The sequence below is a fragment of the Helicobacter sp. MIT 21-1697 genome, assembly GCF_026241255.1.
GTDB lineage: Bacteria > Campylobacterota > Campylobacteria > Campylobacterales > Helicobacteraceae > Helicobacter_C.
Genome location: NZ_JAPHNC010000002.1, coordinates 160,344 through 173,008 on the forward strand (window position 1 = coordinate 160,344; position 12,665 = coordinate 173,008).

General features: G+C 38.2%; 12 protein-coding genes. 8 read left to right on the forward strand and 4 right to left on the reverse strand.

What is annotated here, in order from left to right:
- Positions 1-24: 24 nt before the first annotated feature.
- Genes ppa through cmoA form a run of 5 tightly spaced genes read left to right on the forward strand, consistent with a single transcriptional unit; the run spans position 25 to position 4,992 of the window.
- Positions 25-549: an inorganic diphosphatase gene (gene ppa, locus OQH61_RS02735; protein WP_266025728.1), complete on the forward strand. Its 525-nt coding sequence runs from the start codon at positions 25-27 to the stop codon at positions 547-549.
- A gap of 32 nt (positions 550-581) precedes the next feature.
- Entirely contained in the window at positions 582-2,006 is a 1,425-nt protein-coding gene (locus OQH61_RS02740; RefSeq protein WP_266025729.1) for an acetyl-CoA carboxylase subunit A, read from the forward strand.
- 14 nt (positions 2,007-2,020) lie between these two features.
- On the forward strand, positions 2,021-3,454 hold the full coding sequence (locus OQH61_RS02745) for an NAD(P)H-hydrate dehydratase (protein WP_266025730.1): 1,434 nt from the start codon (positions 2,021-2,023) through the stop codon (positions 3,452-3,454).
- A complete protein-coding gene (locus OQH61_RS02750; protein ID WP_266025731.1) occupies positions 3,451-4,242 on the forward strand; it encodes a thiazole synthase in 792 nt (263 codons plus the stop codon). Before OQH61_RS02745 ends, OQH61_RS02750 begins: the two co-directional genes overlap by 4 nt.
- Before the next feature lie 30 nt (positions 4,243-4,272).
- Entirely contained in the window at positions 4,273-4,992 is a 720-nt protein-coding gene (gene cmoA / locus OQH61_RS02755; RefSeq protein ID WP_266025732.1) for a carboxy-S-adenosyl-L-methionine synthase CmoA, read from the forward strand.
- A 133-nt stretch (positions 4,993-5,125) separates the two neighbouring features.
- Here the strand turns inward: cmoA and OQH61_RS02760 are convergent, their stop codons facing one another.
- From OQH61_RS02760 to OQH61_RS02775, 4 genes are read right to left on the reverse strand one after another with little or no spacing between them, the layout of a single operon-like run.
- Positions 5,126-6,343 carry an ABC transporter permease gene (locus tag OQH61_RS02760; RefSeq protein ID WP_266025733.1) on the reverse strand — a complete coding sequence of 406 codons (1,218 nt, stop codon included), beginning with the start codon at positions 6,341-6,343 and terminating at the stop codon, positions 5,126-5,128.
- Positions 6,344-6,346: 3 nt separating this feature from the next.
- Positions 6,347-7,033 (reverse strand): ABC transporter ATP-binding protein, encoded by a 687-nt coding sequence (locus OQH61_RS02765; RefSeq protein WP_266025734.1) that lies wholly within the window; start codon positions 7,031-7,033, stop codon positions 6,347-6,349.
- Between the two features lie 11 nt (positions 7,034-7,044).
- Complete coding sequence (locus OQH61_RS02770; protein WP_266025735.1) at positions 7,045-8,343, reverse strand: efflux RND transporter periplasmic adaptor subunit; 1,299 nt, start codon at positions 8,341-8,343, stop codon at positions 7,045-7,047.
- Between the two features lie 3 nt (positions 8,344-8,346).
- Positions 8,347-9,852, reverse strand: coding sequence for a TolC family protein (locus tag OQH61_RS02775; RefSeq protein ID WP_266025736.1), 1,506 nt, complete (start codon positions 9,850-9,852; stop codon positions 8,347-8,349).
- Between the two features lie 124 nt (positions 9,853-9,976).
- Here OQH61_RS02775 and OQH61_RS02780 point away from each other — a divergent pair, with 124 nt between their 5' ends.
- Genes OQH61_RS02780 through OQH61_RS02790 form a run of 3 tightly spaced genes read left to right on the forward strand, consistent with a single transcriptional unit; the run spans position 9,977 to position 12,653 of the window.
- A complete protein-coding gene (locus tag OQH61_RS02780) occupies positions 9,977-11,416 on the forward strand; it encodes a hypothetical protein (protein ID WP_266025737.1) in 1,440 nt (479 codons plus the stop codon).
- A complete protein-coding gene (gene lpoB / locus OQH61_RS02785) occupies positions 11,416-12,021 on the forward strand; it encodes a penicillin-binding protein activator LpoB (RefSeq protein WP_266025738.1) in 606 nt (201 codons plus the stop codon). The genes OQH61_RS02780 and lpoB overlap by 1 nt, the downstream gene beginning before the upstream one ends.
- A gap of 32 nt (positions 12,022-12,053) precedes the next feature.
- Positions 12,054-12,653 (forward strand): LPP20 family lipoprotein, encoded by a 600-nt coding sequence (locus OQH61_RS02790; protein WP_266025740.1) that lies wholly within the window; start codon positions 12,054-12,056, stop codon positions 12,651-12,653.
- Positions 12,654-12,665 lie beyond the last annotated feature (12 nt).

Sequence of the window (12,665 nt, forward strand, 5' to 3'; positions counted from 1 at the left end):
TTTTAAGCGCAAAAAGGAGTGATTATGAATCTTTCAAAAGTATCAGTGGGTGAAAATCCAAATAAAATCAATGTCATTATTGAGATTCCCTATGGTTCAAATATCAAATATGAAGTTGATAAGGACAGCGGTTTAGTTGTCGTAGATAGAGTAATGTATGGTGCGATGTTTTATCCTGCAAACTATGGCTTTGTGCCCAATACGCTTGCAGATGATGGCGACCCTGTTGATGTGCTTGTGCTCAACACTTATCCACTTCAAGCAGGAAGTATGATTGCCTCTCGGCTCATTGGAGTGCTGATTATGGAAGATGAAAGCGGAATGGACGAAAAACTGATTGCCGTGCCAATTTCTAAAATTGACCCCTCATTTGAAGGGATTCAAAGTTTAGCAGATTTGCCCCAAATCACGCTTGAACGAATTAAAAATTTCTTTGAAACTTACAAAACATTAGAACCAAACAAATGGGTAAAAGTCAAAGAATATAAAGATAAAGCCGCTGCACAAGCAATTTTAGATAAATCAATCAAAGCTTATAAGAGCGAGTAGGATTTATAAAGTTATACCTAAAGGAGGTCGTGATGTTTCAGAAGATTCTCATTGCTAATCGTGGTGAAATTGCAGTGCGCATTATTCGTGCTTGCAGAGATTTGCATATCAAAAGTGTAGCTATATACGCTAGAGCTGATAGAGATTGTTTGCACGTGAAAATGGCTGATGAATCTTATGAAATAAGCGATGACCCGCTTAAAGGCTATCTTGATGCAGATTTGATTATTGAGGTAGCATTGCGCGCAGAAGTTGATGCAATTCACCCCGGATATGGATTTTTAAGCGAAAATGCTGCATTTGCTAAAAAGGTAAAAGAAGCAGGCATTACTTGGATAGGACCAGATGATGTAACTATTGCCAAAATGGGCGATAAAAATGCTGCAAGAGCCATTATGGAGAAGAATGGAATCCCCATTGTACCGGGTACTCAACCACTGAATAAGCACTCTATGAGTGAGATTGCTAAACTTGCGCAAAAAATCGGCTATCCTGTGATACTCAAAGCAAGTAGTGGCGGAGGTGGGCGTGGCATACGCGTGGTAGAGAGAAAAGAAGATTTAATAGAATCTTTTGATGCGTGCAAACGCGAGGCTATGGCGTTTTTTAAAAATGATGATGTTTTTATGGAAAAATATATTGTCAATCCTAGACATATTGAATTTCAAATCTTAGCAGATAATTATGGCAATGTGATTCATTTGCTTGAGCGTGATTGCTCCATACAAAGACGACATCAAAAACTTATTGAAATCGCTCCTAGTCCGCTTATTAGTGAAGATTTACGCCGAAGAATGGGGGCGACTGCAGTAGCTGCAGCCAAAGCTGCAAAATATACTAATGCTGGGACGGTTGAGTTTTTGCTTGATGAAAATAACACTTTTTACTTTATGGAGATGAATACGCGCATACAGGTTGAACACGGCGTTACAGAAGAAATTACAGGCTATGACCTTATAGGGAGACAAATTCGCATTGCACAAGGGGAAATTTTAGACCTCACACAGCACGATATTCGCGCACAAGGTTTTGCCATTGAGGCAAGAATCAATGCCGAAGATGTGGCGAATGATTTTGTGCCAAATCCGGGTAAAATCACCACCTACTACCCTGCTCTAGGACCTTTTGTGCGCATAGATAGTTGTATTTACAAAGATTATGTGATTCCACCTTTTTACGATTCTATGGTGGCAAAGCTCATTGTGAAAGCATCAAGCTATAATCTTGCTGTAAATAAACTCTCACGCGCCTTGAATGAATTTACAATTAAAGGCGTGAAAACAACAATTCCATTTTTGATAAATATTTGCAATGACAAAGACTTTAGGCGCGGATATTTTGATACTTCTTATATTGAAAACAAAATTAAGGAGCTTATGCCCACGCCTCAATCTAAACCCGAAGATGATATGGTAAGCGTCATTGTTGCTGCCTTAAGTGCGCGCTACGGAGCATAAGCAGGAGTGAGCCTATGAAAAATATCTATCAAAGCACAACATTTTTGGATAAAAGAGCGTGTGAAAAATATCATCTCACATCTGAAATCCTTATGGAAAATGCAGCTTGTGCATTAGAATCTCTTATTGATTCTGTAACACATAAGGGAAGTGTGATAACTATTTTGTGTGGTGGTGGTGATAATGGGGGCGATGGATATGCGCTCGCTAGGCGTTTAAGTGGGGATTATTCTGTAAGAATTTACCAAATAAAAGAACCAAAATCACCTCTTTGTATTCAAGCATATGAACGTGCTTGTGAGTGTGGAGTGAAGTTTGTGAAAAAAATCCTGCCTTGCGATGTAATGGTAGATTGCGTTGTGGGCAGTGGCTTAAAGGGTAACTTAGAGCGTGAAGTAAGTGAGATTCTCTCTTTAGCAAACAAAAATGCTCGTTTAAGTATTGCTTGTGATGTGCCAAGTGGGCTAAGTGATAAAGATGAGGGTTTTGTTTTCAAAGCAGATTACACCCTATGTATGGGAGCGATAAACCTTGTATGTCTTAGTGATAGAGCAAAAGATTATGTGGGAGAATTGCGTATTGGTAAGCTCGGTTTAAGTGCGAGCCATTATGAAGTAAGTTCTAATCTTAAAATGCTAGAATCTTCTGATTTAGCATTACCACAACGCGTGAGAGCAAATGTGCATAAAGGGGATTATGGATTTTTAGCAGTTTTTAGCGGAGAAAAAGTAGGTGCGAGTATCCTGAGCGCACAGAGCGCTTTAAGCTTTGGTGTAGGGCTTGTGAGCCTTATTGTAGATGAGGAAAGATTCGTGCCTCCAGAAATTATGCAAGAGCAGAATCTACCTGCAAAGGCAAGTGCTATCGCTCTAGGTATGGGGTTAGGCATAGATAAAAGCGCAAAAGTTTTAGAAACTTTATGTGAAAGCCCCCTACCCTGCGTGATTGACGCGGATTGCTTTCATACGCCGATGATTAAGACTTTTCTTGATAAAAGTTTAAACCAACAAACTTTAGATTTTTCGCGTGAGATTATCTTAACGCCACACCCAAAAGAATTTGGAGCATTGCTTAAATATTGTGATTTGGGTGAATATAACCCTCAAAAACGCATTGAATCTATGCTGAATTTCACTCAAAAATATCCACATACTACCCTTGTGCTAAAGGGTGCAAATGTTTTCATAGCAAAGGCACAAGAGGTTTATATTAATCCGCTTGGTATCAATGCACTTGCAAAGGGCGGGAGTGGCGATGTTTTAAGCGGACTTATTGGTGCGCTTTTAGCACAAGGATATAGCGGTTTAGATTCTGCATTGCAAGGCTCACTTGCCCATACACTTGCAGCAAGGGAAGTTATAAAACACATTGCAAATTACGCATTGATACCAAGCGCACTTCTTGAAGGCATTACAACCTTGCAATCTCATAAAAGGATACAGAAATGAATCATAGTAATGATACTCTCAAGATTGGCTCACATACTTTTACATCGCGCCTCATTGTTGGGAGTGGGAAATACAAAGACTTTGCTATCACCAAAGAAGCGACTCTAGCAAGTGGCGCAGAAATCATCACCGTTGCTGTTCGGCGTGTAAATATTATGGATAACAAAAGTGAGAATCTTCTTGAAACTTTTAAAGACACAAAGATTGAGTTTTTGCCCAATTCTGCTGGGTGTGTAAATGCCAAAGAAGCAATCACGCTTTTTCGCCTTGTCAAAGAAGCCACAGGCATTGATTTTATAAAACTTGAAATCATAGGCGATACAGATAAAACACTCTACCCTGATGTTATGGAGAGTTTAGAAGCCACAGAGATTCTTGCAAAAGAGGGCTTTTGTGTGTTAGCCTATACTAATGATGACCCTATTATGGCAAAGCGACTTGAAAATGCAGGAGCAAGTGCGATTATGCCTCTTGCCGCGCCTATTGGGAGCGGACTTGGAATCCAAAACCGCTATAATATTGCTTTTATCAAAGAAGCGGTAAAAGTGCCTGTGATTGTTGATGCAGGCGTAGGCTGTGCGAGCGATGCAAGTATTGCTATGGAGCTAGGAGCTGATGCAGTTTTAACAAATACGGCAATCGCTCAAGCGCAAAACCCTGTGGTAATGGCAGAGGCAATGAAATATGCTGTAAAAGCTGGGAGATTGAGTTATCTGGCTGGACGCATACCACGCAAAGCCTATGCAAGTGCAAGCTCTCCGATTGAGGGAATGGCACAACTAAGCTAGATTCTAAGCTGTGGCGAGAGTGAATATTGAATGAAAGATAGAATCTTTAAACAAGATATAGGCAAACAATTTGAATTTGATGCACAAGTCGCAAGTGTCTTTGATGATATGCTTGAGCGTTCAATTCCGCATTATAAGGAGGTTTTGGGTTTGATAGTGGATTTTTGCTCCTATGCTTTAGAATCTTCTAAAAGCACTAATCCTCTTGTATATGATTTGGGAAGCTCTACGGGAACGACACTTTTAACCCTCTCTCAAGCCTTACCGCCACACACGCAATTTATAGGTATTGATAGTTCTCAAGCGATGATTGATAAAGCCTCACTTAAGGCTCAAGCCTATAATGCAAAGATTAATTTTGTCTGCACAGACTTGCTTGAGTATGATTTTTTGCACTCTGATATAGTGATTGCTAATTATAGTTTGCAATTTATTCGTCCAATGCAGCGCCCTGCTCTTTTGCAAAAAATTTATAACACGCTTTCTAATGATGGGATTTTGATTGTGAGCGAAAAGATGACTTCTTCTCATAGAATCCTTGATAGACAAATGATAGAGCGATATGTGCGCTATAAAAAAGAGCAAGGCTACACCAAAAGTGAAATCAGTAAAAAACGCGAAGCATTAGAAAATGTGCTTGTGCCTTTTAGTCTTGAAGAAAATATTGCAATGCTTAAAGACATAGGTTTTAGTGGGATTGAAGTGCTTTTTAAGTGGGTGAATTTTGGCACTTTGATTGCCAAAAAATGATATTTCTTGGCTTGCATAAGGGGCAAAATGGCAAAAGCTGCTAGACTCACGTTTTGTCAAAATGATATTATTTTTGTTATTATGCAGCTTTACGCAAGGTAAAGATTCTCAAATTGCCATAGAATCTACTTCATTATTCGTGGCGCAATGCGTCAATGGGATTAAGCCTTGAGGCGCGTCTAGCGGGGAGATACCCAAAGAGCACACCAATAAAAGCCGAAAATAAAAAAGCAATAATGGCTGTTGGAATATCAAAAATAAAGGGAATCTCCATATAATAACTTAAACTCAATGAAGCAAAAAATGCCCAAATAATACCGATTATCCCACCAAACGAGCTTAGAGTGATAGATTCTATTAAAAATTGCAAAAGCACCTCACTCTGCAGTGCTCCAATAGCCATACGCGTGCCGATTTCTTTGGTGCGCTCTGTTACAGAAACGAGCATAATATTCATAATGCCAATTCCCCCCACAACCAAGCTTACTCCAGCAATCAAGCCTAAAAATGCAGTAAGTCTTTTTGTAGCTGAAGTAAGTGTTTCTGCAATCTGTTTTGTATCCATAATCTCAAAAGAATCCCTATCACCCGAGCGCACATTGCGCACTTGACGCAGCGCAGTCGTAAGGGCAGGAAGCATTTGTTCAGAATCTACCCCATCTTTTGCGCGCAGCATAAGCCGATTAACAAAAAAAAGCGTATTGCTCCCAGATACAGAGCGCAAAAATGTTTTTAAAGGAAGCAAAATCACATCATCTTGGTCATTTCCCATACCTCCTTGCCCCTTAGATTCTAACACTCCGATACATTCACACACAATTGTATTTAAGCGAATCCTCTGCCCCAATGGATTACTTTCATTAAAGAGATTCTTGCGCACGGATTGCCCTATCATACACACATTACTCCCTACACGATATTCGTTTTCCTCAAAACTTCTTCCCTCGCTTGTGTCCCATTGTGTTACCTCAAAGAATGCTGCATTGATGCCTTGTGCTTGAGTGGCTGTATTTTGGGCTTGATATTGTAGTGTAACCGAGCTTTGAGAAATAGGTGCGAGAGCTTGTATATATTCGTGTGTAAGCGCAGTGAGATTTTGCGCTTCTTGCAAACTAAAATTTCGGCGTAGATTTGCTCCACTTGGATTCATTATACGCGCAGGAAACACAAGCAAAAGATTGCTGCCAAGCGAGGAGATTCTATCGCTTATCATTTTAGTCGTGCCGTTTCCTAGACTAATCATTACCACAACTGCACCCACACCAATAATAACGCCAAGCATTGTAAGAAATGCGCGTAAAAAATTGCGCTTAATTTGCCGCAGTGCGAGAATAAAAGCATTAAAAATCATTGACTATCCTTTGAAATCACTCATTAATCGTCCATCTAAAAAATGCAGTTCCCTACTCGCATACTTTGCCATATCTGGCTCGTGCGTTACCATAAGGATAGTAATACCCAAACTTTGATTGAGTTCCTGGAGTATTTGCATAATTTCTATGCTTCGCTTTGTGTCAAGATTCCCTGTTGGCTCATCAGCAAGTAAAAAGAGCGGTTCTGAAGCGATCGCACGCGCAATAGCTACGCGTTGCTGCTGCCCACCGCTCAATTTTGCACTTGTATGTGAAGCCCAATTTTTTAAGCCAACCTTATCAAGTGCTTTGAGTGCAATTTCTTCGCGCTCCGCCTTTTTAATGCCACGATACATAAGGGGTAATTCCACATTTTCTAATGCGGTTGTACGTGCTAAAAGATTAAAACCTTGAAAAATAAAACCAATATAATTGCGGCGCAAAAGTGCGCGCTGATTATGCGTGAGTTCAAATACATTCGCATCATAAAACCAATATTCCCCGCTACTCCCAATATCAAGTGTGCCAAGTATGTTTGCAAGACTTGATTTGCCCGAGCCACTTGGTCCCATTAGTGCCACAAACTCACCTTTATCAATGACTAAATCTACACCTTTGAGTGCTTCAAAAGCACTTTCTCCTTTGCCATAGGTTTTTCGCACATCGTGTAATTTGATAAAATCTTCCATATTCACTTGCCCTATTGTGCTTTTATTTTTGTAATGACTTGCGTTTGCTCATCAATACCACTTAGAATCTGTGTATGAGCACCATCAGTAATGCCTATTTCCACCTCCACGGATTCAGGTGTGCCATTTTTGAGAATCCATAATGTGCCACTTTTGCTTTGGTGCTTTTGTTTGATATTAATTTGTGCTTTAGGAGGGCGAGGACGAGAGGGGGCAACCATAGGATTAAGCGCAGAATCGTTCTTTTTTATACCTGCCTTTTGCAATGCCTTATTTAAATCAAAATATAAAGCAGAGCTTGGCACAAGAAGTGCATTTTGAGCTTTTGCAATGATAATATCCGCTGTGGCACTCATATCAGGGCGCAAAAGAAGAGATTTATTATCTACTTCAATTTTTGCACGATAAGTGATGATAGTAGAGGTGTTTGAGGAAGTATTTGAAGAAGAATTGCTGCCATCGCCCGAGCCAAAATTCACACGATTTACCTTTGCGTGAAAGTTCTTATCCGGGTAAGCATCAACGGTGAAAATGACTTCTTGTCCCTCTTTCACCTTGCCAATATCTGCCTCTGAAATGCTTGCATAAAGCTGCATTTCTTCAAGATTCTCTGCAACTTTAAAAAGTGTAGGTGCTTGAAAACTTGCTGCCACACTTTGCCCTACTTCCACACTACGCGTAAGCACAATGCCATCAACAGGTGAAATGATTTCAGAATTTTTTAAATCAATCTTAGCACTCTCAATGCTTGTTTGAATCTCAATAATACTAGCGCGTTTAATATCCACATCAGAACGCGCAGAAGTATAATTCGTTTTAGCAGTTTGCAGTTCAAGCAAAGAGGGTGAAGCTCCATTTGTTGCCTTGTAAAGCTCTTTTAATCTATCATAATTCCATTTTTTATCTGCTAGGGTTTGCTCACTTGCCCTAAGTTGAGCTTGTGCAGAATGAAGTTGGGCTTCAAATTTAGCAATTTGTTGATTAATACTCTCTGGATTAATGCGAGCAAGCACTTGTCCTTGTTTCACTTCATCGTTTTCATCTACAAGTACTTCAAGCACAAGTCCGGAAATCACGCTGCCAATTTCTACTTCATTCACAGGAGAAAGAGAGCCTGAAGCCGAAATGCTTGACTTAATATCGCCACGTGTGGGTTTTATTGTTTCATATTCAATTTTGGAAGCAAAAAGATTCCATAAAATAATACCAAGCACACAAAGCACAAGAATGCCAAGTACGATAAACCACACCATAGGAGGAATTTTTTTGCCTCTATATTTTTTTGTATGAAGGGTTTGATATACATTCATTATTTACTTCCTTAATGGAGATTTTTCTTTTTGTAGATTCTCTATTTGCTCTAAAGCAAGATTCCCACCCAAAGCTTTAAAAAGCGTAATGAGTGAGAGAATCTCGCTTGTTTTAGCATTATGAAGTTGTGTTTGCAAATTAAAATATGTATTTTCGTTGCTTAAAAAATCATTTTTATCAAGCAATCCGCGTTTATTTTTTGCACTATTACTTTCATAAGCTTTCGCACCGATGTCATATACATTTTGCGTGTTTTGCACTTGATTTTTTTTAGATTGCATATCAAAAAGTGCATTTTCAACCTCACTTAGAGCTGTATTGACATTATTTTGCAATGTATAATAGGCTTCATTGCTCAATTCTTTTTGAATAAGATAATTTTGCTTTAAAGATGTGCGATTAAGCAGTGGCGCAGTGATAGAATTTGCAATTTGAAACACAAGTGAGCCTGCTCCATTTGTGCTATATAGAATCTCACCGATTGAGCCACTAAGTGAGATATTTGGTAATCTTGCAGCATTTGCATTACTTTGTTTATAAAGCTGGGAATGCAAGGCATAAAGACTTGCTTGAATATCTGGGCGTGAAAGTAAAATATCACTTGGCATTTTATCTATATAAAAATTTGCAATATGCGGAAATGTATAATGTAGAGAATCTAAAAAATCAATATTTTGGGCGAGTTCATCGGCATTAATATTTAAAAGCACAAGTAAGGCATTTTTGTTTTGTTCAAAAGTGTAAGAGAGGCTTTCATAAGTATTTTTTTGCGCGGTGGTATTTGCCACAAAGCTTTGGTATGTATGAATATCAATTAAACCAAGCTTGTGTTTATCTGTGTTAATAGCTTGAATCTGCTCTAAATTTTTCAGAGTAGATTTTGCAAGAGTAAGCGAATAAGCATTATCCCGCAAAGTAAAATATAAAGTTGCTACTTCTGCAATTAAAGAAATTTGTGCAAAAGCAAGATTACTTTGTGCTTGTAGATACGCTTTTTTGCTTGATTGAGTCAAGGCATTGAGCTTACCAAATAAATCAAGTTCCCAACTCATACTGATATTTGCATTGATTGAATTTGCACCCGGACGAATAGTTGCAGTTTGAGAAAGAGTGCGCCTATCAATATAGCTTGAGTTTAGCCCTGCATTAAGTATGGGAAGCATATTTGCAGTATTGATTTTCATTTGAGACTTAGCTTGTTTAATGCGTGAAATCATTGTAAGCACATTTGTATTGTTTTTGAGAGCAAGATGAAGGATTTGATGCAGCTGCTTATCATCAATAAGAGCCATAAATTGTTGTAATCTAAAAGGTTGCTCTTGTAAAGATTCTATATTTACAGAATCTGTGGATTGTTTTATTTTTGTCGTATTTTGAGGTATAAGTAAGTCTTTAGCATTGGAAAAAGCAGAGGGAATATGTGTTTGTTGAGCACTTTGTTCAAGTGTGGGAATCTGTGTGCCACACCCCATATATATCATACCGACAAATAACCATAAATACCTCACTTCGTTTATTCCTTAGTATAAAATTATCCTTAATATGATATGAAAAAAATGTGAAATTAAAGTGAATCTTAAAGTATGAAAAGATAAAATCCCAAACCGCGCTATTTAACATTGGAGTAATCATTTGAGACAAGTTATATTTGTGAGTATGCTATGGCTTACTATAATTTTTATGAATGCTTGCTCACATCACGATTCGTTACAATCATTTAACACATATTATTACGGAGGCAATGACGAAAAAGCCTATAAATACGCTAAAGAAGAGGCTGGAACATCTGGAGATGTATTATGGAATCTTCAAGCAGGTATTAGTGCATTTACCTCACATCAAGAAGATACGCTAAGTCTTTTAGAACAGGGTGAAATACTCTTTAGCCAATATGAATCAGAGGGATTGATGGGTGGTATATTTGGCAATGTTGGTTCGGTGCTTGTGAATGAAAATCTTAAAACTTATCGTGGTAATATTTATGAGGGTGTTATGTTTAACTATTATAAAGCCCTTAATGCTATGTCTTTAGGAGATTATGCTCTTGCTAGGGTAGAGTTTAACAGGGCGAATGATAGACAAAGACGTGCTAAAGACTATTTCAATAAAGATATTCAAAAAGCCTTGAGAGATAGTGAAAAAGAAAATGCTTCAAACGAAAAGTTACGCAATATTGATATGAGCCAGTCAAGTGCAAATATAACTTCAATTCTTGATTTCCAATATAGCAATCTTAAAAATTTTAATATCTATAATGGTTTTATCAATCCTGCCATAAGCTATGTATCAGCTTTATTTTTTATGAGCGAGAATGATTATACAAAAGCAATTGATTTATATAAAGAAGCATATGGAATCACACATTCTCAAGTTATTAATCAAGATTTGGCAGTAATCAATAATCGTAAAATGGGTGATAAATCTACATACACTTGGTTTATTATAGAAGATGGGCAAGGTGCATCACTTGAGGAGTTTTCTATTGACTTACCAGCCTACTTTGTAAGCTCTAATGTTTTGCACGTGGGCGTGTCTATTCCGCAGATGAAAGAAGGAATATCAAGTGCAAATGTATATCAAGCAGTAAGCCATCAGAATCAGCAGGCATTTAAAGCTTTTGAGGTAAGTAATGTAGATGCTGTGGTAGCAAATGAATTTAGCAAAAAACTTCCTTTTATTTTATCAAGAGCAGTTACTTCATCTCTCTTAAAGGCTGCAAGCCAGGCTACTTTGAGCAGTGTGGGAGAGAAACAATTTGGCGATACTGGTGCTCTCTTGGGATCTTTGATTGGTGCAGCATATTCAGCCGCCACTAATAGTGCTGATATACGCATTACCACTGCCTTACCAAAGCGAGTTCTTGCCTTGCAAGTGCCAAATAAGATTTCAAACTTTACTTTACAAGCAGATAGTAATACACTTTATGAGATAAATTTTTCTTGCACAAAAAGTAATGAAGAAGATAAAAAATCAAAAAATGTTATTGTTTTGTGTGATAAAAATGATAATATTCTTTACCTACGTTTAAAGGGTAGATTTCCAACTTATCAAATTCTGAAAGGAGAATACTGATGAATAAAAAATTAGCATTGTGTGGGGTGGCTCTAAGCACACTCTTAATCTCTGGTTGCAACAATGGACCGCAGTATATTGACCCATCAAACTCTAAGGCATATGCAAGTATGGGTTTGGATTATCACGATATTGAAAAGGCAGCAAGTGATAGTGTGCGCTCTCTTCTTAAGAGTAGCCAAGTAAGGAGTATGAGTGGAGGAAAACCTAAAGTGCTGATGATATCTGGTGTTGTAAATGACACTATGCAAACCATTGATACTGACCAACTTAGCCGCAAAATTACTCGTGATATGAGAAATAGTGGCAAATTTGTCCTTACACTTGCTCAAGGTGCAAAAACAGAAAAAGGTATCAAAATGGCAAGAACAGCACGTGATGATGATGAGTTTGATCAACGCACAACAATAGAAAAAGGGACGCTCAAGGCTGCTGAACTTTCACTTTCTGGAAAAATCGTGCAGAAAAATACAAGAGTCGGCTCAAAACAACGCACGGATTATTATTTCTTGCTTACTCTTACCAATCTCAAAGATGGCACGGTCATATGGGACGATGAGGTTAATATCATCAAACTAGGCTCAAACTCATCTGTAAGTTGGTAAGCAAACTTTAAAACATAACAAAAGGAGACAAAATGAATACAAAGGCAAAATTGTTAGCAGGAAGCATAGTGTTAGCATTACTTATGGTTGGTTGTGCAAAAGATGACAGCCTTGGCGTTGGTGGCAAGAGCATTAGTAAAAAAGCTCTTAAAGCTCTCAATCTTAAAGGTGCGCCAAATTGGGTGCTTAATGCTGGACAAGGTGATATGAGTGCCATAGGAGATGCAGAGATTGTAGGTGGAGATTTGGGCTTTGCACGCAATGAAGCTCTTGCACTTGCTAGAGATGAGATAGCGCGACAAGTTGAAGTCAAAGTTGAGGGTATGCTCACAAATGCTAAAGAAAAGGCTAAAAGTGATTTGGGTGATGCAAGTATGCAAACTGCTACACAACAAATTACGAAACAAAGTGTTTCTACAATTCTAAGTGGCACAAAACAAACAGATACTTGGATAACTGAAGATGGCACACGTATCTTTGTTCTTGCAAAGATTAGCCCGGAAAATAAAGCAAAGCTTGAAGCGAATGTCAAAAGGCAAATTAACCAAAACAAGCTTCTTCCTACTGATATAAAACAAGAAGTGATGAGAGATTTTAGCACAAATTTTAATGCAATAAATACTACCCGTTAAAATGTGGTAATT

Bases quoted from the DNA above. Each gene is read 5' to 3' on its own strand.
- ppa (WP_266025728.1), top strand. From the start codon at position 25: ATGAATCTTTCAAAAGTATCAGTGGGTGAAAATCCAAATAAAATCAAT.
- OQH61_RS02740 (WP_266025729.1), top strand. From the start codon at position 582: ATGTTTCAGAAGATTCTCATTGCTAATCGTGGTGAAATTGCAGTGCGC.
- OQH61_RS02745 (WP_266025730.1), top strand. From the start codon at position 2,021: ATGAAAAATATCTATCAAAGCACAACATTTTTGGATAAAAGAGCGTGT.
- OQH61_RS02750 (WP_266025731.1), top strand. From the start codon at position 3,451: ATGAATCATAGTAATGATACTCTCAAGATTGGCTCACATACTTTTACA.
- cmoA (WP_266025732.1), top strand. From the start codon at position 4,273: ATGAAAGATAGAATCTTTAAACAAGATATAGGCAAACAATTTGAATTT.
- OQH61_RS02760 (WP_266025733.1), bottom strand. From the start codon at position 6,343: ATGATTTTTAATGCTTTTATTCTCGCACTGCGGCAAATTAAGCGCAAT.
- OQH61_RS02765 (WP_266025734.1), bottom strand. From the start codon at position 7,033: ATGGAAGATTTTATCAAATTACACGATGTGCGAAAAACCTATGGCAAA.
- OQH61_RS02770 (WP_266025735.1), bottom strand. From the start codon at position 8,343: ATGAATGTATATCAAACCCTTCATACAAAAAAATATAGAGGCAAAAAA.
- lpoB (WP_266025738.1), top strand. From the start codon at position 11,416: ATGAATAAAAAATTAGCATTGTGTGGGGTGGCTCTAAGCACACTCTTA.
- OQH61_RS02790 (WP_266025740.1), top strand. From the start codon at position 12,054: ATGAATACAAAGGCAAAATTGTTAGCAGGAAGCATAGTGTTAGCATTA.